This is a genomic window from Streptomyces sp. NPDC031225 (genome assembly GCF_055570355.1).
Window position 1 is genome coordinate 57,751 of the sequence record NZ_JBVIHJ010000011.1, and the last position, 26,012, is coordinate 83,762.

General features: G+C 72.2%; 27 protein-coding genes and 1 pseudogene. 14 read left to right on the top strand and 14 right to left on the bottom strand.

Features of this window, described 5'->3' with window-relative positions:
• The first annotated feature begins 85 nt into the window (after positions 1–85).
• Together ACZ48Z_RS19930 and ACZ48Z_RS19935 are read left to right on the top strand one after the other, a co-directional pair.
• The gene (locus tag ACZ48Z_RS19930; RefSeq protein WP_468737164.1) at positions 86–694 is read left to right on the top strand and encodes a TetR/AcrR family transcriptional regulator; all 609 of its coding nucleotides are present in this window, start codon (positions 86–88) and stop codon (positions 692–694) included.
• 72 nt (positions 695–766) lie between these two features.
• Entirely contained in the window at positions 767–1,498 is a 732-nt protein-coding gene (locus ACZ48Z_RS19935; RefSeq protein ID WP_468737165.1) for a DUF2470 domain-containing protein, read from the top strand.
• On the opposite strand, the gene ACZ48Z_RS19940 is transcribed toward ACZ48Z_RS19935, so the two are convergent.
• The 4 genes from ACZ48Z_RS19940 to ACZ48Z_RS19955 all read right to left on the bottom strand — a co-directional run bounded on the left by ACZ48Z_RS19940 (position 1,466) and on the right by ACZ48Z_RS19955 (position 5,895).
• A complete protein-coding gene (locus tag ACZ48Z_RS19940; RefSeq protein WP_468737166.1) occupies positions 1,466–2,707 on the bottom strand; it encodes a lactonase family protein in 1,242 nt (413 codons plus the stop codon). The genes ACZ48Z_RS19935 and ACZ48Z_RS19940 overlap by 33 nt on opposite strands.
• A 95-nt stretch (positions 2,708–2,802) precedes the next feature.
• A complete protein-coding gene (locus ACZ48Z_RS19945; RefSeq protein ID WP_468737167.1) occupies positions 2,803–3,825 on the bottom strand; it encodes a hypothetical protein in 1,023 nt (340 codons plus the stop codon).
• 30 nt (positions 3,826–3,855) lie between these two features.
• Complete coding sequence (locus tag ACZ48Z_RS19950) at positions 3,856–5,133, bottom strand: FUSC family protein (RefSeq protein WP_468737168.1); 1,278 nt, start codon at positions 5,131–5,133, stop codon at positions 3,856–3,858.
• 183 nt (positions 5,134–5,316) lie between these two features.
• Complete coding sequence (locus ACZ48Z_RS19955; RefSeq protein WP_468737169.1) at positions 5,317–5,895, bottom strand: CGNR zinc finger domain-containing protein; 579 nt, start codon at positions 5,893–5,895, stop codon at positions 5,317–5,319.
• Positions 5,896–6,035: 140 nt separating this feature from the next.
• Here ACZ48Z_RS19955 and ACZ48Z_RS19960 point away from each other — a divergent pair, with 140 nt between their 5' ends.
• From ACZ48Z_RS19960 to ACZ48Z_RS19985, 6 genes are all read left to right on the top strand, one after another.
• On the top strand, positions 6,036–7,034 hold the full coding sequence (locus ACZ48Z_RS19960; protein ID WP_468737170.1) for a quinone oxidoreductase family protein: 999 nt from the start codon (positions 6,036–6,038) through the stop codon (positions 7,032–7,034).
• Positions 7,035–7,082: 48 nt separating this feature from the next.
• Positions 7,083–8,024 (top strand): DUF3626 domain-containing protein, encoded by a 942-nt coding sequence (locus ACZ48Z_RS19965; protein ID WP_468737171.1) that lies wholly within the window; start codon positions 7,083–7,085, stop codon positions 8,022–8,024.
• A gap of 214 nt (positions 8,025–8,238) precedes the next feature.
• Entirely contained in the window at positions 8,239–9,231 is a 993-nt protein-coding gene (locus tag ACZ48Z_RS19970; RefSeq protein ID WP_468737172.1) for a phosphotransferase family protein, read from the top strand.
• 6 nt (positions 9,232–9,237) lie between these two features.
• On the top strand, positions 9,238–10,512 hold the full coding sequence (locus tag ACZ48Z_RS19975; RefSeq protein ID WP_468737173.1) for an ROK family protein: 1,275 nt from the start codon (positions 9,238–9,240) through the stop codon (positions 10,510–10,512).
• 58 nt (positions 10,513–10,570) lie between these two features.
• Entirely contained in the window at positions 10,571–10,840 is a 270-nt protein-coding gene (locus ACZ48Z_RS19980) for a hypothetical protein (RefSeq protein ID WP_468737174.1), read from the top strand.
• Between the two features lie 184 nt (positions 10,841–11,024).
• A complete protein-coding gene (locus ACZ48Z_RS19985; RefSeq protein WP_468737175.1) occupies positions 11,025–11,681 on the top strand; it encodes a M15 family metallopeptidase in 657 nt (218 codons plus the stop codon).
• Between the two features lie 10 nt (positions 11,682–11,691).
• Here ACZ48Z_RS19985 and ACZ48Z_RS19990 read toward each other — a convergent pair whose 3' ends face one another.
• The 4 genes from ACZ48Z_RS19990 to ACZ48Z_RS20005 form a co-directional block, all read right to left on the bottom strand.
• Positions 11,692–12,651 carry an SDR family NAD(P)-dependent oxidoreductase gene (locus tag ACZ48Z_RS19990; protein WP_468737176.1) on the bottom strand — a complete coding sequence of 320 codons (960 nt, stop codon included), beginning with the start codon at positions 12,649–12,651 and terminating at the stop codon, positions 11,692–11,694.
• A gap of 297 nt (positions 12,652–12,948) precedes the next feature.
• On the bottom strand, positions 12,949–14,118 hold the full coding sequence (locus ACZ48Z_RS19995) for an aromatic acid exporter family protein (protein ID WP_468737177.1): 1,170 nt from the start codon (positions 14,116–14,118) through the stop codon (positions 12,949–12,951).
• Between the two features lie 17 nt (positions 14,119–14,135).
• Positions 14,136–14,792 carry an HAD family hydrolase gene (locus ACZ48Z_RS20000; RefSeq protein ID WP_468737178.1) on the bottom strand — a complete coding sequence of 219 codons (657 nt, stop codon included), beginning with the start codon at positions 14,790–14,792 and terminating at the stop codon, positions 14,136–14,138.
• 38 nt (positions 14,793–14,830) lie between these two features.
• Positions 14,831–15,868, bottom strand: coding sequence for a PHP domain-containing protein (locus ACZ48Z_RS20005; RefSeq protein WP_468737179.1), 1,038 nt, complete (start codon positions 15,866–15,868; stop codon positions 14,831–14,833).
• A 176-nt stretch (positions 15,869–16,044) separates the two neighbouring features.
• Between ACZ48Z_RS20005 and ACZ48Z_RS20010 the strand changes: the two genes are divergently transcribed.
• Both ACZ48Z_RS20010 and ACZ48Z_RS20015 read left to right on the top strand, forming a co-directional pair.
• Positions 16,045–16,206 (top strand): hypothetical protein, encoded by a 162-nt coding sequence (locus ACZ48Z_RS20010; RefSeq protein WP_468737180.1) that lies wholly within the window; start codon positions 16,045–16,047, stop codon positions 16,204–16,206.
• Between the two features lie 43 nt (positions 16,207–16,249).
• The gene (locus ACZ48Z_RS20015) at positions 16,250–16,486 is read left to right on the top strand and encodes a hypothetical protein (RefSeq protein ID WP_328752431.1); all 237 of its coding nucleotides are present in this window, start codon (positions 16,250–16,252) and stop codon (positions 16,484–16,486) included.
• A gap of 9 nt (positions 16,487–16,495) precedes the next feature.
• Here ACZ48Z_RS20015 and ACZ48Z_RS20020 read toward each other — a convergent pair whose 3' ends face one another.
• From ACZ48Z_RS20020 to ACZ48Z_RS20030, 3 genes are all read right to left on the bottom strand, one after another.
• Positions 16,496–17,716 (bottom strand): RICIN domain-containing protein, encoded by a 1,221-nt coding sequence (locus ACZ48Z_RS20020; RefSeq protein WP_468737181.1) that lies wholly within the window; start codon positions 17,714–17,716, stop codon positions 16,496–16,498.
• Positions 17,717–17,859: 143 nt separating this feature from the next.
• Positions 17,860–18,408 (bottom strand): VanZ family protein, encoded by a 549-nt coding sequence (locus tag ACZ48Z_RS20025; protein WP_468737182.1) that lies wholly within the window; start codon positions 18,406–18,408, stop codon positions 17,860–17,862.
• Between the two features lie 271 nt (positions 18,409–18,679).
• The gene (locus ACZ48Z_RS20030) at positions 18,680–19,342 is read right to left on the bottom strand and encodes a DUF4230 domain-containing protein (RefSeq protein WP_468737183.1); all 663 of its coding nucleotides are present in this window, start codon (positions 19,340–19,342) and stop codon (positions 18,680–18,682) included.
• A 151-nt stretch (positions 19,343–19,493) separates the two neighbouring features.
• On the opposite strand from ACZ48Z_RS20030, the gene ACZ48Z_RS20035 reads away from it, so the two are divergent.
• Positions 19,494–20,687, top strand: a complete 1,194-nt coding sequence (locus ACZ48Z_RS20035) for a cytochrome P450 (RefSeq protein ID WP_468737184.1) — start codon at positions 19,494–19,496, stop codon at positions 20,685–20,687.
• A 42-nt stretch (positions 20,688–20,729) separates the two neighbouring features.
• Here ACZ48Z_RS20035 and ACZ48Z_RS20040 read toward each other — a convergent pair.
• Positions 20,730–21,185, bottom strand: a pseudogene (locus ACZ48Z_RS20040) (GTP-binding protein); the annotation flags it as partial.
• Positions 21,186–21,283: 98 nt separating this feature from the next.
• Between ACZ48Z_RS20040 and ACZ48Z_RS20045 the strand changes: the two are divergent.
• Positions 21,284–22,237, top strand: coding sequence for a ribose-phosphate diphosphokinase (locus ACZ48Z_RS20045; RefSeq protein WP_468737185.1), 954 nt, complete (start codon positions 21,284–21,286; stop codon positions 22,235–22,237).
• Positions 22,238–22,269: 32 nt separating this feature from the next.
• Here the strand turns inward: ACZ48Z_RS20045 and ACZ48Z_RS20050 are convergent, their stop codons facing one another.
• Positions 22,270–22,650 carry an anti-sigma factor antagonist gene (locus ACZ48Z_RS20050; RefSeq protein WP_468737186.1) on the bottom strand — a complete coding sequence of 127 codons (381 nt, stop codon included), beginning with the start codon at positions 22,648–22,650 and terminating at the stop codon, positions 22,270–22,272.
• A gap of 233 nt (positions 22,651–22,883) precedes the next feature.
• On the bottom strand, positions 22,884–23,321 hold the full coding sequence (locus ACZ48Z_RS20055; RefSeq protein ID WP_468737187.1) for a MarR family winged helix-turn-helix transcriptional regulator: 438 nt from the start codon (positions 23,319–23,321) through the stop codon (positions 22,884–22,886).
• A gap of 103 nt (positions 23,322–23,424) precedes the next feature.
• Between ACZ48Z_RS20055 and ACZ48Z_RS20060 the strand changes: the two genes are divergently transcribed.
• Together ACZ48Z_RS20060 and ACZ48Z_RS20065 are read left to right on the top strand one after the other, a co-directional pair.
• Positions 23,425–24,879, top strand: a complete 1,455-nt coding sequence (locus tag ACZ48Z_RS20060; protein WP_468737188.1) for an aldehyde dehydrogenase family protein — start codon at positions 23,425–23,427, stop codon at positions 24,877–24,879.
• Between the two features lie 22 nt (positions 24,880–24,901).
• Positions 24,902–26,008, top strand: a complete 1,107-nt coding sequence (locus tag ACZ48Z_RS20065) for an NAD(P)-dependent alcohol dehydrogenase (protein WP_468737189.1) — start codon at positions 24,902–24,904, stop codon at positions 26,006–26,008.
• Positions 26,009–26,012: the final 4 nt, after the last annotated feature.

A 26,012-nucleotide genomic window follows, 5' to 3' on the forward strand; every position in this document is an offset into this window, starting at 1 on the left:
GCGGCAGTTGAGCGCGTTGTACGTCGGTTCAACAGCGCGCTCAGTCTGATCCCCTTGTTGAACCGGCGTCAAGTAAAGTGCGGGCATGGCCGGGAAGCAGGGCGAGCGCGTGCGCCGCAGGCTCAGCGTCGAGGAGCGGCGGGAGCAGCTCCTGTCGGTGGGGGCGAGGCTGTTCTCGGAGAGCCCGTACGACGACGTGTGGATCGAGCAGGTCGCCGAGATCGCCGGGGTCTCGCGGGGGTTGCTCTACCACTACTTCCCCACGAAACGGGACTTCTTCGCCGCGGTCGTCGAGCGCGAGAGCGAGCGGATGCTGGCCCTGACCGCGGCCGTGCCCGGCGTCCCGGTGCGCGAGCAGCTCTCCGCGGGCCTGGACACCTACCTGGAGCACGTCCGGGCGCACGCGCACGGCTACCGGGCCTTCCACCGTGCCGACGCCGCCGGGGATCAGTCCGTCCGCAGGGTCTACCAGCGGGCACTGGCCGTGCAGGAGCGGCAGATCCTCGCGGCGCTGGCCGCTGATCCGGAGTTCGGTGCGCAGGTGCAGGAGCGTGCGGACCTTCAGCTGGCCGTCCGGGGCTGGCTGGCCTTCACCACGGCGGTCTGCCTGGAGTGGCTGCGGGGCGCGGACCTCTCCCGGGAGCAGGTGCGCGATCTGTGCGCCAGGGCACTGCTCGGCGTCCTCGCCCTCTGAACCCCCGGTCGGTGGTTGGCTTCACCGCTGATCTTCTGTAGGTTAGGCAAGGCTTACCTAAGGAGGCAATGGATGGGTGACAGTCAAGCCTGGACGGCCGCCCCTTCCGCGGCGGAACACGCCCGGTCGGTGCTCGCCGCCTCGTGGTCCTGCGCGGTGACCGCGGAAAGCGGCCGCGAGGAGATCGTCGGCGCGCACACCGTGGCCGAGGACGGGCGGGTGACGCTGGACGTACCCGAGGAAAGCACCCTGCTCGAAGCCGCGGTCTGCGCGCCCCGCGGCGAGCCGTCCGCCGTCCTGGAGTTCGCCGACGCGGCCCCTGTCCCCGTCCGCAGCCGCATCCGGGCCCGGCTGTGGATCGCCGGCTGGTTCGCCCCCGGCGACGGGGAGCGGCGGCTGCAGTTCAACGCCACGCGGGTGGTGCTGCGCCGCCCGTCCGGGGCCGTCGTCGTCGACCTCGACGACTTCGCCGCCGCCGCGCCCGACCCGCTCGCCACCGCCGAGGCCCGGCTGCTCACCCACCTCGCCGACTGCCACCCGGACGCCGTCGAGCGGCTCACCCGGCTCGTCGCCCCCGACACCCTGCACGGCGCCGTCCGCGTCCAGCCCCTCGCGGTCGACCGGCACGGACTGACCCTGCGCATCGAGCGCACCCGCGCCCACGGTGACGTACGCCTGCCCTTCCACGCGCCCGCCGACGACGTCGCACGACTCACCGAACGCATGCACGTCCTGCTGACCCGGGCGAGCGCGGCATCCTGCCCCAGGGCCCTACAGCGGCAGCGCACAGACGGCGACGGGTGACGCGAACGGCTCACCGGCGCGCCGCAGTTCACCGTTCGCCGTGTCCACGTGGAAGACGGTGACGGTGCCGGACCTCTGATTCGCCGCGAACAGCAGTGCCCCGTCCGGCGAGAAGGCGATCTGCCGCGGGAAGTCACCGCCCACCGGCACGGTGTCGAGGAGCCTGAGCCGGGCACCGCCCCGCTCCACCGCGTAGCGCGTGAGGCTGTTGTGGCCACGGTTGGCGAGATACGCGTAGGAGCCGTTCGCGGTGACCAGGAACTGTGCCGGGTAGCTGGTGCCCGAGCCCGTTCCCGTGGACTGTGCCGCCCCGACGGAGAGGCGGCCCGTCCTGCGGTCGTAGGCGCAGACCGCGACCGTGTTGTCGACCTCGTTGGCCAGATACGCGTACCGGCCGCCGGGATGGAAGGTGAGATGGCGTGGACCGGCGCCCGGCCGGGTCCGCGCCCGCGAGACCTCCGTGAGCGCGCCGGTCCGCTCGTTGAGGCGGTAGCTGTAGACGGTGTCGGTCCCGAGGTCGACGGCGAGCACATGACCGCCGTCGGGAGCGGTGACGAACTGATGGGCGTGCGGGCCCTCTTGCCCGGGGCCGGGCGCCGGACTGGAGTGGGTGACCGTCTCCCTGCGCTCACCGAGCGCCCCCGAGGCGTCGATCGGATGCACGGCCACACTGCCTGAGGTGTAGTTCGCGCTGAGCAGCCAGCGCCCGCCCGGATGCACCGACACATGACACGGCCCCGCGCCGCCGGTGCTCCGGCTCCCCAGGATCTCGCGGTCGGAAAGGCGCACGGCGGTCACCGCACCGGCGTCCTGCTCGGCGACCGCGTACAGCGTCCGGCCGTTTTGGTGCACCGCGAGATAGGACGGGTTGGTGACACCGGTGAGCGTTCCCGCGGCGGTGACACGGCCGCTGCCGGCGTCGTAGGCGGCCAGGCCGATCCCGGCGCCGCCGCCCTCGACGGAGGTGTAGGTGCCGACGTAGAGGGGGCGGGGGCCGGTCGGAGCCGGCGCCGACGGTGTTCCCGTCGGGCTCGCCGAGGAGGCGCCGGCCTCCTTCGGCGCCGACCCGGACGAGGAGCCGGGAGTCGGGGGGCCGGCGGACGAACCGTCCAGGGAGGAGGAGCAGCCCGCGAGGCCCGACGCGGCGGCCGCTCCCGCGAGGGCGCCGACGAAGCGACGCCTGCTCCAGCCGTCGTCCGCACCGGCCATCTCCACGCACCCCGGGTGATCGATCGTCTAGGTCGTCGGACAACCACCTTCACCTGGATCACTCGCCCGGTGCAACCCGGGCCACCGCCCGCCTGCTACCAGTCGCCGTCCTCGACCGGCTTGCCCGGCGCGTCCCCCAACGGCTTGACCTGGGGTGCCGTGGGCTGCTGCCAGGGCTCGTGGTCGTCGCCGAGCCAGTCGCCGACCGGCTGCACGCCCTCCAGCGTGTCCGTCGGGGCGAGATCCTGCGCGTCCTTGTCGTAGTAGTCGTACCAGGGCAGGCCCGCCCTGGTGTACGCGGCGCGGTCCACGGGCGACGGCGGGGGAGCCTCACCGGTGATGCGGCGCCACTCGGGCGGCGTCACCAGGTGCACGAAGACCCGCCCGGCCGGGGCGGCCGCCCAGTCCGACAGGGGCCGCTCGTCCCGGTACACCTCCTGGCGCATCGAACCGCCGACGCCCAGCCCCATGGCCGCCGCGGCCCGAGGAGCCCCCGCCGGAGCGCCGGGCGCGGCCATCGCCATGGGCATGGCGGCGCCGTACCCCATGGCGGCGGGCCTCGCCGACCGCATCCGCCGCTGCGCCTCGCGCCACTCGGCCAGTCGCTCCTCGGCCAGCGGGAACGACTGCAGCTGCACGCCGCCCCAGACCTCCTCGCCCGTGACCTGCCCCTCGACGGTCGCGCCCAGCCCGAGCGGCACCGCGACGAACTGACGGACCGTCCCCTTGCCGGAGTTGATGCCGTCCAGCCACGGCTGACGGGGCAGCACCACGTAGTTCTGCGGGTCACGGACCAGCCGGTCGCTCCACGGCTTCCCGGAGACCGCGCACACCTTGCCCACCCCGACCTGCAGCGCGGCGGGCTCGGTGGTGCTCCCGAAACTCAGCCACATCGCCTCGCGCAGGTACACGGGCAGCATCACCCCGCCGCGGGCCCGCCACTGCTCCGGCACGGTGTCCGGATAGTCCGAGACGCGGCGCACGGGGAACTCACCGAGCCCCGGCGGCAGCGGATGCGTGCCCGTCTCGGGCAGGCGCAGGGTGCGGACGAACCGCACCGCCGCGCCGCCCGGAAGTCGCAGTGTGTTCCCGTCGATCCGCACGCTCGTGTCGGTCATCGGCCCGCCCCCTTGATCGCTGTACCCACGTCACCTAGAACGACGGGCGAGCGCCGATCGGTTCCTGCGCCACTGTTCCTGGAACCGCGTCAGGTGCGGCATCCGCTCGCGCTGCTCACGGGCGGACCGGTCCAGTTCCTCCAGCAGGCGGCGCGAGCGGTGGTCGGTGTCCAGCTCGTCGAGGATGCGGTTGACCTCGGTCAAAACGGCCCCGTGCAGCTGCCAGTGGCGGGCGTCGCGCTGGATCTCCTCCAGCAGCAGCTGGGCCAGCTTGTCCCGGGTCGAGGTGGCCTGGCGCAGTTCCGCGGTGAGCCGGGCCTCCGCCGACTCGGCGCTCACACTCACATGGGTGGTGACCAGGACGGCGAAGCTGACCACGGCGTCGCCGATCTCGGACAGCAGCTGCTCCACGGTGCGACCGGTCTCCGGCCCGAACAGCGGCTCGGGATCCTGCCCCTTGTCGAGCAGGTCCGGCTCCTCCGCGAACGGGTCGCGCTCCTTCGCGAGGTCGGTGAGGGTGCGGGCGAGGACCCGCAGGACGACCGTGCAGATCTCCAGCGTGTCGAGTCCGGTGCGCAGCACCACCCGGTGCAGCAGGCCCTCCTTGACCCTGGGGTTGAACTTGAGGCTGTCCTCTGCCTGTTTCAGGGCGGCGTCCACCTCGACGATGTCGTGGTCGAGCTCCCGCGCCTCGTACAGTCTGGCGGTCGCGAGCTCCACGGGTGTACGGCCGACGGCCTCCTCGCCCATCCGCAGCATCAGCTTGCGCACCCGGCGGGCCAGCCCCTCGATCGACTCACCCGCCTCGTCCACCCACACCGGGGGAGCGAGCAGCAGGTTGCAGGCGAGGCCGACGACCGCGCCGATCAGCGTCTCCACCACGCGTGCCCAGGCCGTGTCCCCGACCGTCGTCACGCCGAGGACCAGCATCGCGCTGATCGCCACCTCGGGCACGAACTCCTCGACCCGCACGAGCCGCCCGACCACCAGGGACGCCACGATCAGCAGGCCCAGGCTCCACCAGGTCAGCCCCACCAGCAGACTGAAGGCGATGGCGACGAGAACCCCGGTCACCACCGAGTTCACCCGGCGGATACCGGTGGTGAGCGTGGAGTACAGGGTGACCTGGACGACGAGCAGCGCGGTCAGGGGCGCGGTGAGCGGCGCCGCCTCCGGGCTGAGCCGGAGCGCGATGACGTACGCGATCGTCGCCGCGGCCGCCGACCGCAGCGTCTGCACGACCACGGGGTCCCGGCGCCGCTTCACGAAGCGCACCAGGGACGCCGTCCACTCACGTACATCTCGCATCCTCAGGGTGTTCCCCTTCCACATCGGCGTCCGGTGCACGCTTTGCGGACCGTAACTGTCCGCGAGCGTGCCCACATTGTGGGGTACGGGCGGTCGACGGCGAGGGAACGGGGGCAGTGACGGCGGACACCCCGGGTGACCTGGGGTGTTTTCCGGAGCACCCCGGCCGTCGGCGGCCCGCCTTCAGTGCGTGGAGGCGGCCCGGCTGCGGGACCGGTAGCCCGCGATCTTCGCCAGGTTGCCGCAGCGGTCCATCGAACACCAGCGGCGGCGCCGCGCCTGGGAGTCGTCCAGGAACAGCAGCGAGCACTCCGGGTTCCCGCACTCCTTCACCCTGTCGAGAAGCGGGCCCCGCACCAGGAGTACGGCGTCCCGGGCCACCGTCGACAGGGCCGCGCGGGCCGGACTGCGCGCGCTCCAGCGGTCCGGGCCCAGCTGGGGCGCGAGGTCGGGCTGGGCGGCGCAGGCGTTGACCCGCTCGACGTCGGATGGGTTCGGCTGCCGTCCGGCCATCGCGGCGCGGACCAGGCCGTACAGGGCCTCGCGCAGGAGGCGGGCCTCCGCCAGGTCGCGCGCGGTGACCCGTACCGGGCCTTCGCCGACGGCCAGTTCCGCCTCCGCGAACCAGCGCGCGAGGGCGGCGGGGTCGGGGAGCCGCTCCAGCGCGGTGGCGTGCCGTTTGCCGAGGGTGGCCGCGAAGTCCAGGCAGGGGCGGCCGCCGACGAACGGGAAAGCGAGGGCGGGGTCGGGGCTGCCGGTCATGGCGGAGATCGTACACCGGTTCATGCGGTGTCGTATCCGGGTGTGGACCCTCTTGACACCGGTTGATGCGGTGTCGGATGGTGACACCATATCAACCGGTGTCGGTCGCTCGGGCGGCCACGACAGGGAGCGGGTACGCAATGCGCGCGGTGCGGATCGACAGGTTCGGCGGACCGGAAGTACTGGTGCCGGTCGAGGTTCCCGACCCGGTTCCGGGGCCCGGAGAGGTGCTGGTGCGGATCGTCGCGGCCGGGGTGAACCGGGCGGACGCCCTGCTCCGTGCCGGTCTCTATCACCGGGCCGGGCGCCCGCCGTTGATCCCGGGCGCCGAGGCGGCCGGGATCGTCGTCGCGGTGGGGGAGGGGGTTACCGGGTTCGCGCCAGGACAGCGGGTCATGGCCATGGACGGCGGCAAGTCGTCCGGTTTCTATGCCGAGTTGGCGACGGTGCCCACCACGCTCCTGGTGACTCTCCCCGACGGGGTGGACCTGACGCGGGCGGCCGCCCTTCCGATCGCCTGGCTCAGCGCCTGGTACTGCCTGCGTCACCTCGCCCGCGTCTCCAAGGGCGACACGGTGGTGGTGAAGGCGGCGGCGAGCGGCGTCGGCACCGCGGCCGTGCAGGTCGCCGCCGAGACCGGGGCGCGGGTCATCGCCCTGGCAGGCTCGGCCGAGAAGGCCGCCTGGGCGGGTGAGTTCGGCGCCGACATCACCGTCGACACCTCCGCCCACCCCGACGAGGCGGAGGTCGAGGAGGTGCTGCGGCTCACCGACGGCCGCGGTGCCGATGTCGTCCTCGACACCGTCGGCGGGCGGGCCTTCGGACGGAGCCTGCGCGAGGTCGCCCACGGGGGCCGGGTCGTCGCGCTCGCCAACGTCGCCCTGGAGCCGAGCACCGTGGACACCCGCGACTTCTATCCCAAGAACGCCTCGATCCTCGGCTTCCAGCTCACCAATCTTCAGATCCATGGCTACGACCCGCGACCGGACCTGCGGGAACTGGCCGAGCGGGTCGTCGCCGGCGGCTATCGCGTGCCGGTCGAGACCGTCGTACCCCTGGCAGAGGCACGGGCCGCCCACGAGCGGCTGGAGCGACGTGACAACCGCGGCAAGATCGTGCTCGCCGTCGGACCGGAGTAGTCCCACCTGTCAAAAACGGGGTGCGGGGGGCCTCCTCGGCGGGTGATCATGCGGTGGGCCGTCGGGGAGGGAAGTTCAGTGGGTGCACTCGGGTCAGCGCGGGCGCGGGCGGCGCTGAGGCATGTCGCCGTGTTCTCGGAGGGGCCGGCCGTCGCCCCTGACGTGCGCATCACGCTCAACTTCCACCCGGACCGCACGGCGGGCGACCTGAACCTCCTTGAGGCGCTGGCCCGGGACGGGGCCTACCACTCGCAGTTCGTCACCGGCACCAGCAACGGCGGACTGACCGCACACCCCGGCGGCGACCGCTGGCGCTGGGAGAGCCGGATCTTCGGCGGTGCCTACGACGACGCGGCCCCGCACGACCGGCCCGTGTACGGCGCCCTGAACTTCCGACGTCAAGTGGTCGGCGCGGCCCCCCGGTTCGGCTCCTCGCACTTCCGGCTGACCGGCACGCCCCTGGCCCGCGCCACCTTCTGCTATCCCGACAGCGCCGCCGAACCGGTCCACTTCGGAGTCGCCGCCGGCATGTCCCTGATCGCCCTCGCGGAGGCGGACGAGCAGGACGCCCTCAACGACTACATCGAGGCCCAGGTGCACGGCGGCGTCGACCTGGCCCGGCATGTGGAGGCCCTCGTCCTGGACGCGAGCTACCGGAACACGCCCGTTGAGGCGGCGGCCCGCCTGCTGCCGGTCCCCGTCGAATGGCACCCCGGCTACCGGATCACCGTGGCCGCACTGCATCGTCACGCCGACTACCGCGGGCAGGAGTACGCCGACCTTGGCGCGCGCATCGCCGAGGACTCGGTGGTCGACCCCCGGATCATCGGCGACGCCGCCCGCAGCGGCCGGTACGCACTCCAGGACCTCAAGATGGTGTGGCACACCCTGGCCCGCTTCGGGGCGCCGGAGGGCGCGGGGACCGCCCGCGCGGAGGGGAACGCCGGGGACCGCATGCCGGCCGCCCGCACGCCGAGCGGACAGGCGTGACACCGGTCCCGTACGGCAGTGCGCGCTCACGACGCCCACCGGGCCGACAGCCGCCGCGGGTCAGCCCGCCGAGAAGGATCACGAAGGGCTCCCGGCGTACGGGACGCATTCCGTAGGCTGTTGCGGGAGCGCACACCGGACGCCGACGAGACGGGGGCCGGGCGACGGCTCGACGGGCGTGTGCACGCCGCGGGGTGAGGGAAGGGGCGGGGCATTGGTGGACTCCGAGGAGTGGGCCCGACGGGTACTGGCGGGCGCAGGACTCGACCCCGGCCTCCTCGCCGGGGTGCGTCCGCTGAGCGGCGGGACGTACAACACCGTCGAGGAACTCCGCCTCACCGACGGCACCCGGTACGTCCTGAAGACCCCGCCCGCGTCCACCGTTCCCGGCCTGCGCTACGAGCGTGAACTCCTCGTCTCCGAGGCGGAGTTCTACCGCGCGGCCGCCGTGGCGGAGGTCGTGGCCCCACGCGTCGTGGCCCTCGGTGATGACACCGCCGTACCGCATCTGCTGATGACGGCCTGTCCCGGAGAGCCCTGGGACGGATCGGTCACCGAGGCTGAACGGATCCCGCTGCGCAGGGAGTTGGGCCGCCAGGTGGCCCGGCTGCACACGGTGACCGGGCCGGGCCACGGCTACCCCTCCGGCGCCCTCGGCCCGCTCGCCCCCGACTGGCGCACCGCGTTCACGGCCATGATCGACGCCATCCTGGAGGACGCCCGGGACTACGGAGCACGGCTGCCCCGGTCCGTCGACCAGGTGGCGGCCACACTGCGGGCCGGCTTCCCCGCGCTCGACGAGGTCACCGTCCCCGCGCTGGTCCACTTCGACCTGTGGGACGGCAACATCCTGCTGGACCGCCCGGCCGGCGGGGAGCCTCGCATCGGCGGGCTCATCGACGGCGAGCGGATGCTCTGGGGCGACCCCCTCGCCGACTTCGTCTCCCTGGCGCTGCTCTGGGACATCAAGAAGGACGAGGCGTTCCTCGCCGGGTACCGGGAGGCGGGCGGCCGGGCCGACTTCGACGTCCCGGCCCGCCTGCGGCTGGCGCTCTACCGCTCCTACCTCTACCTGATCATGCTCACCGAGACGGTCCCGCGGGCCGTCGACGACGACAGGCAACGCTGGGTCCAGGCGGTGGTGGCACCCGAACTCGTCGCCGCCCTGGACGAGATCGCGGCCCTCACCCCGGTCACCGGAGCCTGAACCGCCGTGAACGGACGCACCGTACGCGACCTCAGACGCGCCAACCGCACGGCCGTGCTCCAGCGCCTCTACTTCGACGGACCCCTCAGCCGCTTCGAACTCGGCCCGGCGACCGGGCTCAGCTCCGGCTCGGTCAGCAACGTCGTCGCCGACCTGGTGGCCGACGGCCTGGTGGAGGAGGCCGGCAGCGTCGAATCCGACGGCGGACGCCCCCGCACGCTGCTGCGGGTGGCGCCCGACAGCGGACACATGATCGGCGTCGACGTCGGCGAGACCCGGGTGCGCGTCGAGCTGTTCGACCTGACCCTCACCGAACTCGCCCGCGCCGAACGCCCGTTGACCGACCGCCGCTATGACGTCGAGGTCATCGTCGGGCACATCCTGGACGGCGTCGCCGAGGTCCTCGCCGCCTCCGGGACGGCCCCCGAGCGGCTGCTCGGCGTCGGCGTCGGGGTGCCCGGCATCGTCGCGCACACCCCGCACAGCGGGGCCGTCGTGCACGGACAGACCATCGGCTGGGACGCCGTCCCGCTGGAGGAACTGCTGCGCACCGGGTCCCCGTTCCCCGTCCGGTACTTCATCGACAACGGCGCCAAGACCCTCGGCCAGGCCGAGATGTGGTTCGGCGGCGGCCGCGGTGCCCGCAACGCCGTCGTGGTCCTCCTCGGCTCCGGTGTCGGCGCCTGCGTGGTGACGCCCGAGGTGGAGCACGGCCGGGCGGTCGAGTGGGGGCATCTGACCGTACGGGTCAGGGGGCGTCGCTGCCGCTGCGGTGCCCTCGGCTGCCTGGAGGCCTACGCGGGCGCCGAAGCGCTGCTGGAGCGCTGGCGCGAGGAGGGCGGGCGGCCGCCCGAGGGGGCCGACGAGGAGACCGCCCTGACCGCCCTGCTCGCCGCCGCCCACCCCGCCGAGGGCACCGCGGGAGACCCGGCCGCGCTCGCCGTCCTGGAGGAGAGCGCCGAGTACCTGGGCGCCGGCCTGTCGGACCTGATCAACCTCTTCCAGCCGGAGCGGATCATCGTCGGCGGCTGGGCCGGGCTCCGGCTGGGCGCACGGTTCCTGTCCGCCGTACGACGCCACGCGACGGCGTACGCGCTCCGGTACCCGGCCGAGAAGGTCACCGTCGACCTCGGACGCCTCGGCCCCGACGCGGTCACCGTCGGAGCGGCCATCGTCCCGCTCGCCGACTTCTTCGCCCGCGGCGGCCGGCGTCCCGAACCCGCACCCCGGGGACCGGCACCGGCCTGGCGGACGGCGCTGGAGGAGCGGACCCCGCGCTGACGTTTCGCCGGTCGGCGCGAAGGTACCCGCGTGCCCGCCAGGACGAAAGGAGCACGCCATGGACCACCGACTCGAAGGACCCGGCGAGAACGGCACGCCGGTGCCCCGGGACTTCCCGGACCAGCAGGCACACGAGGGCGACGACCCCTGGGAGGTCGGCGAGGGCCGGGCCCGGGGGAACACCGTCGACACCACGGATACCGAGGCAGCCGAAGGGGCCGAAGAGGACGTGCCCCCCACCGACGAGGCCGGTACCGGGAGGCAGGGCTCGCAGGGGTCGGACACGGTGCACCCGGAAGAGCCGGAGCCCGAAGAGCCCTCGGGCTGACCTCGCGGCCCTTCGGCGGCTCGGTGCGCCGGGTCGTCGCCGGTCGGACCACCGCCCGCGAACGGCGCTTCACGTTGGTTCCCACGGTGCCGGTGGCGCCCGTGAGCACGATCCTGCCGCCGGTCGAAGTGCTCGCCTCGGGGCCGCCCCAGTGCCCGGTCTCCGGTCACGGGATGATCGGCCCATGAGCGAGATCATCCTGATGTCCGACGCCCGTGTCGCCGCCGTGCCCGTCGAGGAGAACGGCGAACCCCTCGTGGACGTCCGTGACCGGCTCCTCGTCGACGAGCGCAAGAACGAGGACTCCCTGGGCGCCGAGGTCCATCTGCGCGAGGGTGTCCTCGCCCGGCTGATCGAGGCCGAGGCACTGCTGCCCGGCGGCCTGCGCCTGCTCTTCGTCGAGGGATACCGGCCGCCCGCCCTTCAGCGGCAGTACTTCGCGTCGTACACCGACGAGTTGCGCGCCGCCCACCCGGACTGGTCCGCCGACCGTGTCCGCACGGCTGCCAGCCGCTATGTCTCCCCGCCCGAGATAGCCCCGCACAGCGCCGGCGCGGCCGTCGACCTGACCCTCGCGGACGCCGACGGCCGCGAACTGGACCTCGGCACCGCCATGAACGCCAACCCGGAGGAGAGCGACGGCGCCTGCTACACCGGCGCCGGCAACATCAGCGAGGAGGCCAGGGCCAACCGGGCCGTGCTGGGCGGGGCCTTGAGCGCGGCGGGCCTGGTCAACTACCCCACCGAGTGGTGGCACTGGTCCTACGGCGACCGGTACTGGGCACTGGAGACCGGGGCGCCCGCCGCGCTGTACGGGCCGAGGGAACTCGGCAGGCACTGACGCGGCCGGTTCACGCGAACGCGTTCACACCCGTCAGCTCAGCCGACAGCGTCCACAGACGTGCCGCCTGCTCCGGGTCGGTCGCCCAGGCCTTGACGCCGCCGCTCTCGTCGCCGTCGACGGCGGGCTCGGCGATGTCGCAGTCCTCCAGGTAGACGCCGCCCATTCCGGCCAGCTGGGGCGAGGTCGCCGCCCACACCTGTGTCGCCGCGCCCTGCTCCGGGCTCTTGAAACCGGAGGGGTTGAGCGCGTTGCCCTGCTCGTCGATCCAGCCGCGCTCCACCATCTCCGCCTTGGGGAGGTGACGCTGCAACGGGGTGAGGATGCCGCCCGGGTGGAGCGCGAAGGCCCGCACCCCGCGGTCGGCGCCGAGTTCGTCGAGGCGGACGGCGAACAGGACGTTCGCCGTCTTCGCCTGGCCGTACGCCAGCCACTTGTCGTAGCCCGTCCGCCACTGGACGTCGTCCCAGCGCATGCCGTGGAAGTGGTGGGCGCGCGAGGACACCGAGACCACGCGGGCGCCGCCGGGCTCGATGGCCGGCCACAGCCGGTTGATCAGCGCGAAGTGACCGAGGTGGTTGGTCGCGAACTGTGCTTCCCAGCCGGGCCCGACCCGGGTCTGGGGGCAGGCCATGATCCCGGCGTTGTCGATGACGAGGTCGACCGTGCGGCCGGAGGCGAGGAAGCGCTCGGCGAAGGCGCGCACGCTCTCCAGGTCACCGAGGTCGAGTTCGTCCAGTTCGACCCGGTCGAGGCCGGCGAGGGCCTCCCTCGCGGTGTCCGGGCGGCGGGCCGGAACGACGACCCGGGCGCCCGCCTTGGTGAGGGCCCTGGTGGTCTCCAGGCCGAGCCCGGAGTAGCCGCCGGTGACGATCGCGAGCTTGCCGGACAGGTCCGTGCAATTGAGGACGTCGTCGGCGGTGCTGTGGGCGCCGAATCCCGAACCGATCTTGTGCTGTGCAGTGCTCATGGCGGGAACGCTACGAATTGGAGTGCGCTCGAAGTCAAGTCCGCCCCGCCCCGGCACCACGGCCCGGGCATGAGGAAGCCCCGACCGGACGGGGGAATCACGGTCGGGGCTGGTCTGTGGTGGGTATGGATGGCGGTCGCCTCTCGGCGAAAGGCTCCACAGGGCTTCAGCCGAACGATCGTCCCTGTGGGCAAAAGGTGAGGCCCGGGGACATTGTCCCATCCATACCCACGGTTTGTTCAACGGGCAATGACCCTGTGGTGTTCCGTTACGGGGGGCGATTCCGGGTGAGCTGTGTCACCCCTTCCGACCGGTCGGAACGGTCTCGCTCCACAGGTTCTCGGCCTGGAGCAGCAGGGTTCCCAGCACCGTCGTGCCGGCGGCCTCCTGCCCCGCGTGCTCCCGCATTCCGTCCCGCAGCCGCCCGAGCAGTTCCTCCATCTCCGCCCTCGTCCCGTCTTCCACGGACACGTCGTCATCGGCATCCAGCAGACGGCGGCTCTGCGCGTGGCAGACATCGCCGATCAGCTCCAGGAGCCGGGCGTAGGCGTCCAGTGCCGGCCCGTCGGGCGCCGAGGACACCCGGTCGTCGTCGGCGGCCACGGCCAGGGACCGGGTGAGTGCGCGGATGTGCCCGGTGACCCGGCTCCAGCGCTCGTCGTCCTGTTCCGGAGGCGTCTGCGCAGGCGGCCGCCGTACGGCACGCAGCGGGGCGGCCGTCAGACGCAGGCTCTCCCGGCTCCAGCGCCGGGCGGACCGCAGCGCCTCCAGACGGTGTTCGAGACGGGCCGAGGCACGCGACCAGCCCTGCGCGTCCCACCCGCCGTCCCGCAGGTCACCGGCCACCCTGTACAGGACGTCGCCCGCCTCCCCGGCCAGCGCCGCGATGTTCTCCCGTACGTCCCGCAGATGGATCGGCGGCAGCACGAACGCGTTCACGGCGAGACCGATGACCGCGCCGAGCGCGGCCTGCCCCACCCGGTGGCCGACCGCGGACGCCCCGGCGGCGCCGGTGGCGAGCGTGAACAGCGCGGTGGTGGCGCCGTAGATTCCCTGATCGCCGAAGCGCGGCCAGTTCGCCAGCAGCATCAGCAGCGGCACGGACAGCGCCACCGCACCGAGCGTGTTCCCGGTGACGGCCAGGGCGACCGATGCCAGCACCGCCCCGACGCAGATCGCCGTGAACTGCCGTACCGCCTGCATCAGGGAGCTGAACACGGTTGCCTGTACCAGGACCACCGCCACCCAGGGCGCCATCAGGGCCATCGGATCGCCCATCCACACACCCGCGACGAGCCAGGCCAGCAGCGCGGCCACCGAGGCCTTGAGCGACTGCACCACCAGATCGCGTTCCCGGCCGGGCCCGTCCCAGGCGGCGTGGGCGGCCCGGCCGATGGCATGGGCTTCGTGCCGCAGGGCGTGCGCCGACCGGGACCGTGGCCGAACCGCTTCCGTCACACGAGTCATCCCAGGGTTCCGACCCGTCACGCCAGGGGGCTGTCGGCCAGGGACGCCAGCAGGTGGGCGGGATCGTCGTAGATCGACCGGGCGCCCGCCTCCACCAGGTCGGCGCGGGGGATGCCGCCGCACAGCACGCCGACGCAGTGGACGCCGGCGCGGGTGCCGGCCTGCATGTCCCAGATGGTGTCGCCGACGAAGACCGCGTTCTCGGCCGCCACCCCGGCCAGCTCCAGGGCGTGCTCCACGGGTTCGGCGGCGGGCTTGCCCTCCTCGACGTCGTCGGCGCTCGCGGTGGCCATGATCGCGTCGTCCGCGTCGATGGCCTTGCGCAGCGCGGACAGTTCGGCGCCGCCCGCCGAGGTCGCGAGGACCACCCGCCAGCCGTCCCGGTCGAGGCGGCGCAGCAGCCGGCCGGCGTCCTGCAGCGAGGGCAGGCGGTCGAAGTACTGCCCGTACAGGGCCTTGTGGGCCGCGCTCAGCTCGGCGTCCCGGTCCGGGTCGCGGGCCTCGCCGAGGAGATGCGCGACGAGGTCGTCGGAGCCCAGCCCGACGGCCCGGTGCACGGCGTGCATCGGCACCCGGTGCCCCGCCTGCCGCAGCGCCTCCCACCAGGTCGTCACATGCAGGTGGTTGGTGTCCACCAGGGTGCCGTCGACGTCGAACACTGCCGCCCGTTCCATGTACCGCTCCTCTCCTGTCGTACCGCACGGGTACCACGTCAGGCGTTCGCCACTCGGGACGGCACCCGGCCTTCACGGGACCAGGCCAGGAGCTCCTCCAGCGGCCAGGTGGTCACGACCCGCTCGGCCGGCACCCCGCACTCCTCCGCCCTGGCGCACCCGAGGATCTGCCAGTCGAGCTGGCCGGGCGCGTGGGCGTCGGTGTCGACGGAGAACAGCACGCCCGCCTCGACGGCCTTGCGCAGCAACCGGCGTGGCGGGTCCAGCCGTTCGGGGCGGCTGTTGATCTCCACCGCGGTGCCCGACTCGGCGCACGCGGCGAACACCTCGTCCGCGTCGAACTCCGACTCGGGCCGGCCCCGCCCGGTCACCAGGCGTCCCGTGCAGTGCCCGAGGACGTCGGCGTGCGGATCGCGGACGGCGGCCACCATGCGCCGGGTCATGGAACGGGCGTCCATGCGCAGCTTGGAGTGCACCGACACGACCACGACGTCCAGGCGCTCCAGGAGCTCCGGCTCCTGGTCCAGCGAGCCGTCGTCGAGGATGTCGCACTCGATGCCGGTGAGCAGCCGGAACGGCGCCCAGGTCTCGTTCAGCGCGGCCACCACGTCCAGTTGCTGCCGCAGCCGCTCCGGGGACAGCCCCCGGGCCACGGTCAGACGGGGCGAGTGGTCGGTGAGCACCGCCCAGTCGTGGCCCAGTCCGGCGGCGGTGCGGCCCATCTCCTCGATCGGGCTGCCCCCGTCCGACCAGTCGGAGTGCAGATGGCAGTCGCCCCGCAGCAGCGCCCGCAGCTCCGTACCGCCCCCGGTCCGGGGCGCGTCGGCCTCGCCCTCCAGCTTCTCCAGGTAGCCGGGCACGTCCCCGGCCAGCGCCTCGCGCACCACCTGGGCCGTCTTCGGGCCGATGCCCTTGAGCGACTCCAGCGACCCGGACCGCGCCCGCTCCCGCACCTCGTCCGGGGACAGCTCGGTCAGCACCCGGGCCGCCGTGCGGAAGGCACGGACGCGGTACGTGGGTGCCAGGGACCGCTCCAGCAGGAAGGCGATCCGCTCCAGAGACCTGACGGGATCCATGGTCACCTCCACCTCCAGGGTTGCCCAGGCCCGCGTCGCCCGCACGACGGGCCGGTGGTTGGTCCCGTGCGCGGCCGGGTACCCCGGTTCCTTGTCGGATGTCCCCGACCTGTCGACCGGGTGCCGGGTCCCCCGGCGCCACCCTTGTCTCAGGGCAGGCCGGGCAACACACCGCCGTGTGCCGGGCCTCCTGCATCGACCCGCGGGTCCTGGAGCTGTTCGAGCAGGGGGAGACGATCGCCCCCGTGCTCACCCGGCTGGGCGAACACGGGGACTTCGGGCGTCCGGCCACCCAGGGCGCGGTGGAGGCGGCGGTCCTCGCCCCGGTGGGCGGGTGACGCCCGGCTCTCCCTTGCGGGAGATGCGTTCTACGCTCGGTCCATGACCGAAATCGCGAGTCCGCACATCACCAGCCCGCGGATCATGGTGCTCGGGGTGCAGCCGGGAACACCGCCGTTCCGGATCGTGGAGATCGACGGCGAGGTGGTCGGTGAGGCCAGGGCCGTCACCGACGTCCTGGAGGCGGCCGCCGCCTTCGGCATCACGGTCCACGACCTGGACGACCCGGACGTGGTCCGCTGGGTCGGCGGCGACAAGTTCACCTGGCACCGGCACTGACCCACCGGCTCAGCCGACCGTCCACTTCTGGTTGGCGCCGCCCGTGCAGGTCCACAGCTGGAGCCGGGTGCCGTTGGCCGAGTTGTTGCCGGTGACGTCCAGGCACTTGCCGGCCTGCGGATTGACGAGGTCGTGCGCGCCCGTGACGGTCCAGCGCTGGGCCGCGCTGCCGTTGCAGTCGTAGAGCTGTACGGGCGTCCCGTCCGCGGTGCCGCCGCCGGTCACGTCCAGGCACTTGCCGAGCGCGCGGACCGTGCCGTCCGAGCCGACGGTCCACTGCTGGGCCGCGCTGCCGTTGCAGTCGTAGAGCTGTACGGCGGTCCCGTTCGCGGGGTTCGCCCCGGCGACGTCGACGCACTTGCCGGCCAGGCCCCGGATCGCCGCCCCGGTGGCCGTGTCACCGGTGGTGACGGAGACGTGGTCCACCACGAGCTGCTGGGGGAAGGCCGTGGAGCCGTCCGGGTCGCCGGGCCAGTAGCCGCCGACCGCGAGGTTCAGGATCAGGAAGAACGGCTTGTCGAACACCCAGGTACGACCGCCCAGGTCGGAGGGTGTGCGCCGCTGGTAGACGTTTCCGTCCACGGACCAGGTGATCGATCCAGGCGCCCAGTCGACGGCGAAGGTGTGAAAGGCGTCCGCGAAGGCCTGGCCGTTCGGGAGGGAGTAACCGGCGCCGATGCCGCCCGAGCCGGAGTAGCCGGGGCCGTGGATGGTGCCGTGCACGGTCGAGGGCTCGAAGCCGACGTTCTCCATGACGTCGATCTCGCCCGAGTCCGGCCAGTTGACCGGCGTGCCGAGCATCCAGAACGCCGGCCACATGCCCTGTCCGCGCGGGATCTTCATCCGGGCCTCGACGTGCCCGTACTGCGCGGTGAACCTCCCGGACGTGTTCAGCCGGGCCGAGGTGTACTGGCAGGTGCCGTACCAGCACTGGTAGTTCGCCGGGTTCTCGCGGCGGGCCGTGATCACGAGATGGCCCTGGCCGTCGAGAGCGGCGTTCCTGTTGCCCGCCGTGTAGTACTGCCGCTCGTGGTTGTTGACGTTGTCGCCGGTCTCGACCTGCCACTTCGAGGAGTCGGCCGCGGCCCCGGCGGGCCCGTCGAAGGCGTCGGAGAAGGTCACCGCGGCGGCGGGGACGGCGGGCGGATCCGCGTGCGCGGTGCCGGAGGCGAGGAGGACGGACGACAGGGCGGCGAGGAGACATCCGCGCAGCAGGCGTGAGGCGGCCACGGCTCTTCCTTCCCTGCGGCGGCCCGACGGACGGGCGCGCCGGTCGAGGTGGGGGGTGAAGGTGTCGCCTCTTGATTTAAGGGGTGAGGTAAGGGGTCGTCAATACATTGGTACGGACCAGGGGATGGGTGGGTGAGGTTTCCCTACGCCTTCTTCGCCGGTTTGTGCACGGCCCGGCTCAGGCGCCGCCCCAGCAGCAGGTAGCCGATCAGGGCCCCGGAGGTGTTCAGGATGACGTCGTCGACGTCGAAGGCCCGGCCCTCCACCAGCGCGCCCTGTGCGAACTCGACCAGCAGCATCACCACGGCCGTCAGCAGCAGGATCCGCAGCAGTCCTCGGGTCTTCGGGGCGATGATCGGCACCAGAATCCCGAACGGCACGCCCAGCAGGATGTTCCCGCCGATCTGCTTGAAGGCGTCCCGCATCTCCGGCTGGTCCAGATAGGCCTTGAGGGAGGCGCCTGGATGCAGGTTGGTGTGCGTCAGGTCCACCGACGCGGGCGAGGGCTCCAGCGTCAGCCGGGCCAGCACGACGGCGAACGCCACCATGAACGCGAAGGCGAACACCATCGCCACGAAGCGGACGACGAGAGAGAGCGGATTGCGCCGCGGGCGGGCGGGTTTCACCGCGCGCTCTGTCTTGGCCGTGCCGCTGTCTGACCCCGCTCGCGAACGTGAGGGCGCCCAGGCCATTCGGTCCTCCACTCTGCAACTAACTTATGTGGTGGGGCGATTACCCCTGATCGGCCCGAGAATGCCACCGCACCCCCACCGTCCTCCGGTTTCCCTTCGTACGGTCGCTGCACTCCGGGCGGATGGCGCGCAGCCCGCCGCCGCACCGGCCCGAAGGCGCCGCCGTTGCGGCGCCTTCGGGCCGGGTACGCCGGCGACTGCGTGGGGTGGGTCCTGGTCGGGACCACCGTGCTCGGTGCCCTCTCCCTGCCGGGCAAATTCGGCAGGGTGCTCAGGTGCCGTAGGTGACCTGGACCTTCGTGAAGCCGAGCGAGTTCAGCAGGCCCTTGAGCATATTGGTGGTGTTGGTCTCGGCCCGCTTGGTCAGCTCGCTCTCCTTCGCCGCCTCGGTGATGTGCCTGACCGCGAGCTTCTGCACGGCCTGTTCGCTGTTGGGGTTGTCGGAGAAGAAGTCGCCGAGCCGGTCCAGCAGACCCCGCTGCTTGGAGACCGCGTAGGAGCGGTCGGCGTCCAGGGTGGCCTTGCCCAGCTGGGCGTGCGGCAGATGGAGCGTGGCGGCCGTGCGGTCCCCGTTGACCGTCACGTCGTTCTTGGCGACCTTGCCGAGGTCGACGTAGGCGTCGACCGCGCCCGCCCCGACGTACAGGGTGCGGGAACCGCGGATCGCGTCGGGCAGGAACTTGGTGTCCTTCTCCAGGTCCACGACGACCTGGAAATTGCCGGAGGCGGCGTCGTAACGGCTGATGTCCTGGATGGACTCCAGAAGTGCGGGACCCGTACGGTCGTGGGTCTCCGTGCCGAACAGGTCCTTGAGGCCAGGGAGCACACTGAGCCGGATCCCGGCGAAGAACACCACGAGCACCAGAACCACGGCACTCACCGCCTTCGCCCAGCCGGGCATACGCCTGGACACGCGCCTGATGGGAGTCGTCATGCGACGGCCCTCCTTCCTACTGCACGGATGCCCAGGGACGATGCCCAAAAGCCTTCCTGCACCGTCTTGTTGGCCGATTGGGACACTGTCACAGGCATGACCGGCGCACTAGCGTGGGGAACTTCGCGTACCGGCGTGTCTGGAGACCCTGATGAGCACAGACAGTACGTCCCGGACCCTTCGTCCCATGCACCGCATCCCCCTGCCCGAGTCCGGCCCGCCCCGCCTCACCGCCCTGGCCACCGGCACACCGGTGTGGCTCGTGACCCGCTACGCCGATGTCCGCCAGGTCCTCATGGACCCCCGCTTCGACCGGAAGTCGCTCACGGCCGCCGACGCCCCGCCGCTGCTCGTGGTACCGAACCTGCTGGACTCGCCGGACGGACTCATCAACCAGGACGGCCCGCCCCACCAGCTGCTGCGCGGCACGGTACAGCGGGCCTTCACCCCGCGTGCGATCGCCCGCTGGCGGCCCTGGACCGCCTCCGTGGTCGAGCTGCTCCTCGACGACCTGGCGCGGCAGCCGCAACCCGCCGACATCGTCGAGGGGTTCACCCGCCGCCTGCCCGTGTCGGTGATCGCGCGGCTGATGGGTCTGGAGCACGCGGACTGGGAGCGTATCCGCGACTGGGCCGACCACGCCCTGTCCGGCGGCGCGCACACCGCCGAGGAAGTCGGCGCGGCCATGAGGGAGTTCGGCCTGTTCTGCGCGGAACTGATCGCCGAGCGGCGCAAGGAACCGGGCGACGACCTGGTCAGCGCGCTGGTCGCCGCGGGCGACGGCCTCGGCATCGAGGAGTCACGGCTGGTGATCCTGGTCCTGGGGCTGGTCGTCGCCGGGCACGAGACGACCATGACGGCCCTCGGCAACATCGTCGTCCACCTCCTCACCGACGGACAGGGGGCCTGGCCGGGACTCGCCGAGAGCCAGGAAGCGGCCGAGACGGCCGTGGAACAGCTCCTGCGTACGATCCCGCTGAGCGAGGGCAGGGTGCTGCCCGGTCTGATCCGCCGGGCCGTCGAGGAGGTCGAGGTCGGCGGTGTGACGATCCCGGCCGGTGCCGTGGTCGCCGTCCAGACCAACGCGGCCAACCGCGACCCGGACGTCTTCCCGCAGCCCGGCGAGACCGACCTGTTCGCCCCGCTGACCACACCGAGCGTGGTCTTCGGCGCCGGGCCCCACCACTGCCTCGGCGCGTGGCTGGCCCGCCTGGAACTGGGCCTGGCACTGCACCGTCTGGCCGTCCGGTTCCCGGGGCTGCGAGCCGAGTTCACCCCGGAGACCGTCGAGTGGCGCGAGGGGCAGATGACACGGGGGCCGCGGCGGCTGCCGGTGTCGTGGTGAGGACGCGGCGGCCCGGTGACGGGGCGGAGGGGGCTGAAGGGTCCTGAGATCGCGGTCGCCCGCCACCCGTGACCGCCACATCCCCTCGCCGTGGGTGAGCCCGGCCGGCGGCAGTTCGTTCGCGAACCCGCCGGGCCGGAAGGTTCCCGGTGATCGACCAGCCCGTGCCACCCTCGTCGTCCCCGTGAACCGGGCTCCCGCGGCGTCCGGCTGAGCCGTCACCGGCGCCGGCGCGTCCGGCACCACCTCCGCCTCGAAGGCGGGGCGCGGCTCGTACAGCAGGGTCCCGGCCCGCTCCAGGGCCCGGCGCGGCACGATCGGCGTGAGCCCGCGGAAGTCGGCCGCCGCCCTGAGCGGCCCGACGAAACCGGAGCGGACGAGGGTGACCCGCCGGTCCGTCACGGTTGCGCCGGTTGCGCCGGTCGGCCCAATCAGCCCGGTCCGCATGATCGCGTGGACGGTCTCCTCGATGGCCTGGTGCGAGGCCCGGGGCAGTGCACGGCGTCCGGCCGTCGGGGCACCGCAACCGAATCTCGGTGTTCAGCGGCCAGTAGCATGAGCCGGGCAGCCCAGATGATCATCCGAGGAGCAGGTTCGTGCGAGACATCGCCGTGTTCAGCGGTAGCGCCCACCCCGAGCTGGCGGCGGAGGTCTGCGCTCATCTCGGTGTGCCGCTGAGCCCCACCCGGGTCAGCCGGTTCGCCAACGACTGCCTGGAGGTGCAGCTCCAGGCCAACTGCCGGGAGCGGGACGTCTTCCTCATCCAGCCGCTGGTGCGGCCGGTCCAGGAGAACCTGGTGGAGCTGCTGCTGATGTGCGACGCGGCCCGCGGCGCCTCCGCCCGCCGGATCACCGTCGTCATGCCGCACTACTCCTACGCCCGCTCCGACAAGAAGGACGCGCCCCGCATCTCGCTGGGCGGACGGCTGGTCGCCGACCTGATGGTCTCCGCCGGCGCGAGCCGCGTCCTCGCCATGACCCTGCACTCGCCGCAGGTCCACGGCTTCTTCTCGGTCCCGGTGGACCACCTGCACGCGCTGCGGGAACTGGCCGCGCACTTCCAGAGGTACGACCTCTCCCGCACCACCGTCGTCTCCCCGGACCTCGGCAACGCCAAGGAGGCGGCCGCCTTCGCCCGGCTGATCGGCGCCCAGGTGGCCGCCGGTGCCAAGCAGCGGTTCGCCGACGACCGGGTGAGCATCAGCGACGTCATCGGCGAGATCGGCGGCCGGGACGTCATCGTGCTGGACGACGAGATCGCCAAGGGCTCGACGGTTCTCGAACTCCTGGACAGGCTGCGGGAGTTGGGGCCGCGGTCGATCCGGGTGGCCTGTACGCACGGGCTGTTCGCGGACGGTGCCCTCAAGCGGATCGGTGAGCAGCCCGACGTGCTGGAGATCGTCTGCACCAACACCGTGCCGGTCCCCGACGAGGAACGCACCGACAAGCTGCGGATCCTGTCCATCGCCCCCGCGCTCGCCGAGGCCGTGCGGCGCATTCACAACGGTGAGTCCGTCAGCGCCCTGTTCGACGCGCCCCGAAGCGAGTAGTCAGGTCCCCGAGAGCGTGGAACGAGCCGCTGTCACAGCGTGCCGGACGTGGCCTCGGACTGTCCCAGGGCCGCGTCCAGTGACGGCAGCGGGGGCAGCAGCCGGGCCAGGCCCGTCACCCGGATGATCCGCAGTGTGAGCGGATGCGTGCAGACCAGCAGCAGCCTGCCGTTGTTGTCGAGCACGCGGGACCGGGCGCGGTAGAGCAGTCGCAGCCCGGAGCAGTCGAAGAACTCCACGGAACTGAGGTCGATCACCAGTCGTACGTCCGGCTGTCCCGTGGCCCGGTCCAGATGGGGCAGGACCTCCGCGGCCGCGGCGATGTCGATCTCCCCGCGGAACTCCAGCACCGTGTGACCGCGGTCCTCACGGACGCGCAGATGCCGGGACGGCGGTGCGGGGTCATGCTGCACGACGACATCGCCTCCAACCGGATCCACGAACGGCAAAGGGTGCAGATCACCGGGGGCCGGGGTGACGAGGTGCTGTGAGCCTAGCCGTGTCACCGTGCCCCGAGAGCGTGCAAATCCGTTCCCCGCCCTGCAAGTTACCCTCGTTGGAGTGAATTTGAGCATGTTCGATTGACATATGTCTTCGAATTGCGACCGCCGGTTCGCGACATGTTCACGCGGGGCTCGCGCCCGGCTCACGACAGGGCGTGCCAGGCCTTGGTCAGCGCCTGCCGGAACTGCTCCGTCTGGTGCGCGGTGAGGTCCCGCATCATCCGCTCCTCCAGCTCCCGCACGGGGGCTTCGTGCTGCGCGAGCAGCGCGCGGCCCTCCTCGGTCAGCAGGATCTGCAGCTCGCGCCGGTTGTTCGGATTGCGCTCGCGGCGCACCAGGCCGCGTGTCTCCAGGGAGCGCACCAGATCGGCGATCGACTGGGCGGTGACGAAGGAGTCCCGGGCCAGCTGCGCAGCCGAAAGCCCGTCGTGCCGCTCCAGCACGGTGAGGGCGGTGTACTGCAGGGCGGTGATCCCGGAGGGCCTGACCAGCTCGTCCAGGTGGGAGCGGACAACGAGCTCCACCTGCTTCACCATGTAGAGGAGCGACGGGGGTGCCTTGGTCACCTGTGTGTCGAGCATGGGTTCAGGCTAGAGCATTGACAGGAAACCTGTCTGTAAAGAGACTGCGAACCAACAGGAATCCTGTTGATTGAAATCTTGGCGACGAAGCTGAGGAGCGGTGATGTCCCCCATCGAGATCGAACCCGGACGGCTGTTCACAGGCGGTCAGTGGCGCGAGGCAGCCGACGGCGCGCGCACGGAGGTGGTCGACCCGTCCCGGGGGACGGTCCTCACGACCGTCGCGGAGGGCGGCGCCGCCGACGTGGACGCCGCCGTCCGCGCCGCCCGGGAGGCCTTCGACGGCGGCACCTGGTCCGGACTGAGCGGACGCGAGCGGGGCCGGATCCTGCACCGGGTCGCCGAGCTGATCCGCGCGAACGCCGACGAGCTCGCCCAGCTGGAGAGCCTGGACGTCGGCAAGCCGATCTCCCTGTGCCACGCGGTGGACGTGACCAACGCGGCCAACGACTACGAGTACTTCGCCGCCCTCGCGCACCAGATCGACGGCTCGGTCCGCGACACCCCGATGAACGCCCTCGCCTACACCAGGCGCGAGCCGCTCGGCGTGGTCGCCGCGATCACCCCCTTCAACTTCCCGCTGATCCTCGCCGGCTCCAAGATCGGCCCCGCGCTCGCCGCCGGAAACACGGTCGTGCACAAGCCGGCCGACGAGACCCCGCTCAGCGCCCTCTACATGGCCGCACTGCTCCAGCGGGCGGGCGTGCCGGACGGCGTCGTCAACGTGGTCACCGGCACCGGTCCGGTGGCCGGCGAGGCCCTGCTGCGCCATCACGGGGTCGACAAGATCGCCTTCACCGGCTCCACCGCGATCGGCCGCCACGTGGCCGCCACCGCGGGGGAGGCGCTCAAGCCCGTCACCATGGAGCTCGGCGGCAACGCCGCCAACCTCGTCTTCGAAGACGCCGACCTGGAGAAGGCCGTCGGCGCGATCATCAAGGCCTTCGTCTTCAACACCGGCCAGTTCTGCATGGGCGGACCGCGCCTGCTCGTGGCGCGGTCCGTGTACAGCACCGTGCTCGGCATCCTCGCCGACGCCGTGCCCGGCGTACCGGTCGGCGACCCGCGCAACCCCGAGACCGTCGTCGGTCCCATGGCGGGGGAGAAGCACCTGAAGAAGGTCGAGGAATACATCGACCTGGCCCGCAAGGAGGGCGGCCGCATCGTCTGCGGTGGTGAACGCCTCGACCTCGACGGCGGCTTCTACTACAAGCCCACCGTGATCGCCGACCTCTCCAACGACTCCCGGGTCGTGCAGGAGGAGATCTTCGGACCCGTCCTGACCGTGCAGCCCTTCGACACCGAGGACGAGGCCGTGGCCCTCGCCAACTCCACACCGTACGGCCTGGCCTCGGGCGTCCAGACTACGAACCTCGCCCGCGCCCACCGGGTCGCCGACCGACTCCAGGCGGGCATCGTCTGGGTCAACGACTGGGCGATGCTCGACCCCGCGGTGCCCTTCGGCGGAGTCAAGGACTCGGGCTACGGCCGCGAGTACGGCCCCGAGGCGCTCGACGCCTACACCAAGGTCAAGTCCGTCGTCGTCTCGCTCGACTGAGCACTTCCAAGGAGTTCCTGCGATGTCCCTCACCACCCGTGCCGCGGTCGTCGAGTCCGGCGGCGCACCCTTCACCCTCTCCGATGTCACCCTCGACGAGCCCGGCCCCCGTGAGGCGCTCGTCCGCATGGTTGCGACCGGCCTGTGTCACACCGACCTCGGCGTCGCGAGCGGCGGACTGCCCTTCCCGCTGCCCGGAGTCCTGGGCCACGAGGGCGCGGGAGTCGTCGAGGCTGTCGGCCCGGCCGTCACCGGCGTCGCGCCCGGCGACCACGTCGTGCTGTCCTTCACCTCCTGCGGAGGCTGCCGCAACTGCGACGGCGGCCACCCCGCCTACTGCGCCACCTGGCTGCCGCTGAACCTCCTCGGCGGCCGCCGGGCCGACGGCACCAGCACCATCAGCCGCGACGGCGAACCGCTCGGCGGGCACTTCTTCGGCCAGTCCTCGTTCGCCGAGCGCGCCCTGGTCGACGAGCGCAGCCTCGTCAAGGTCGACCAGGACGTGCCGCTGGAGTCCATCGCCCCGCTCGGCTGCGGGGTCCAGACGGGCGTCGGCGCCGTGTGGAACGTACTGAAGCCCGTCACCGGCTCCACGATCGTGGTCCTCGGCGCCGGGGCCGTGGGCCTCTCCGCGGTCATGGCCGCCGCCCTCACCCCCGCCACGACGATCGTCGCCGTCGACCGGGTCGGCGAACGCCTCTCCCTCGCACGGGAGTTGGGCGCCACCCACACCGTCAACGCGGCGGACGAGGACCTCGGTGAGGCGCTCGCCGCGATCACCGGCGGGCAGGGCGCGGACGGCATCGTGGAGACCACCGGCAACGTGTCCGTCCTGCGACAGGGCGTCGACGCGCTCGGCGCACGCGGCACCGTGGTCGTCGTCGGCGCCCCGCCCTTCGGCACCGAGGTCTCCCTCGACGTCAACGGGCTGCTCGGCGGCAAGCAGGTCGTCGGTCTCACCCTCGGCGACGCCGAGACGCAGAGCTTCATCCCCGCCCTGGTCCGCATGGTCAAGGAGGGACGGCTGCCGCTGCACCGCCTGATCAGCACCTATCCGTTCGCGGACATCGACCAGGCGGTGCGGGACATGCGCGCGGGCAAGGCGATCAAGCCCGTCCTGACGTTCTGACCCC

What these genes read in the sequence shown, in the direction of transcription:
- ACZ48Z_RS19930 (WP_468737164.1), top strand. Translation starts at nt 86, where the DNA reads ATGGCCGGGAAGCAGGGCGAGCGCGTGCGCCGCAGGCTCAGCGTCGAG.
- ACZ48Z_RS19935 (WP_468737165.1), top strand. Translation starts at nt 767, where the DNA reads ATGGGTGACAGTCAAGCCTGGACGGCCGCCCCTTCCGCGGCGGAACAC.
- ACZ48Z_RS19940 (WP_468737166.1), bottom strand. Translation starts at nt 2,707, where the DNA reads ATGGCCGGTGCGGACGACGGCTGGAGCAGGCGTCGCTTCGTCGGCGCC.
- ACZ48Z_RS19945 (WP_468737167.1), bottom strand. Translation starts at nt 3,825, where the DNA reads ATGACCGACACGAGCGTGCGGATCGACGGGAACACACTGCGACTTCCG.
- ACZ48Z_RS19950 (WP_468737168.1), bottom strand. Translation starts at nt 5,133, where the DNA reads ATGCGAGATGTACGTGAGTGGACGGCGTCCCTGGTGCGCTTCGTGAAG.
- ACZ48Z_RS19955 (WP_468737169.1), bottom strand. Translation starts at nt 5,895, where the DNA reads ATGACCGGCAGCCCCGACCCCGCCCTCGCTTTCCCGTTCGTCGGCGGC.
- ACZ48Z_RS19960 (WP_468737170.1), top strand. Translation starts at nt 6,036, where the DNA reads ATGCGCGCGGTGCGGATCGACAGGTTCGGCGGACCGGAAGTACTGGTG.
- ACZ48Z_RS19965 (WP_468737171.1), top strand. Translation starts at nt 7,083, where the DNA reads ATGCGGTGGGCCGTCGGGGAGGGAAGTTCAGTGGGTGCACTCGGGTCA.
- ACZ48Z_RS19980 (WP_468737174.1), top strand. Translation starts at nt 10,571, where the DNA reads ATGGACCACCGACTCGAAGGACCCGGCGAGAACGGCACGCCGGTGCCC.
- ACZ48Z_RS19985 (WP_468737175.1), top strand. Translation starts at nt 11,025, where the DNA reads ATGAGCGAGATCATCCTGATGTCCGACGCCCGTGTCGCCGCCGTGCCC.
- ACZ48Z_RS19990 (WP_468737176.1), bottom strand. Translation starts at nt 12,651, where the DNA reads ATGAGCACTGCACAGCACAAGATCGGTTCGGGATTCGGCGCCCACAGC.
- ACZ48Z_RS19995 (WP_468737177.1), bottom strand. Translation starts at nt 14,118, where the DNA reads ATGACTCGTGTGACGGAAGCGGTTCGGCCACGGTCCCGGTCGGCGCAC.
- ACZ48Z_RS20000 (WP_468737178.1), bottom strand. Translation starts at nt 14,792, where the DNA reads ATGGAACGGGCGGCAGTGTTCGACGTCGACGGCACCCTGGTGGACACC.
- ACZ48Z_RS20005 (WP_468737179.1), bottom strand. Translation starts at nt 15,868, where the DNA reads ATGGATCCCGTCAGGTCTCTGGAGCGGATCGCCTTCCTGCTGGAGCGG.
- ACZ48Z_RS20015 (WP_328752431.1), top strand. Translation starts at nt 16,250, where the DNA reads ATGACCGAAATCGCGAGTCCGCACATCACCAGCCCGCGGATCATGGTG.
- ACZ48Z_RS20025 (WP_468737182.1), bottom strand. Translation starts at nt 18,408, where the DNA reads ATGGCCTGGGCGCCCTCACGTTCGCGAGCGGGGTCAGACAGCGGCACG.
- ACZ48Z_RS20030 (WP_468737183.1), bottom strand. Translation starts at nt 19,342, where the DNA reads ATGACGACTCCCATCAGGCGCGTGTCCAGGCGTATGCCCGGCTGGGCG.
- ACZ48Z_RS20035 (WP_468737184.1), top strand. Translation starts at nt 19,494, where the DNA reads ATGAGCACAGACAGTACGTCCCGGACCCTTCGTCCCATGCACCGCATC.
- ACZ48Z_RS20055 (WP_468737187.1), bottom strand. Translation starts at nt 23,321, where the DNA reads ATGCTCGACACACAGGTGACCAAGGCACCCCCGTCGCTCCTCTACATG.
- ACZ48Z_RS20060 (WP_468737188.1), top strand. Translation starts at nt 23,425, where the DNA reads ATGTCCCCCATCGAGATCGAACCCGGACGGCTGTTCACAGGCGGTCAG.
- ACZ48Z_RS20065 (WP_468737189.1), top strand. Translation starts at nt 24,902, where the DNA reads ATGTCCCTCACCACCCGTGCCGCGGTCGTCGAGTCCGGCGGCGCACCC.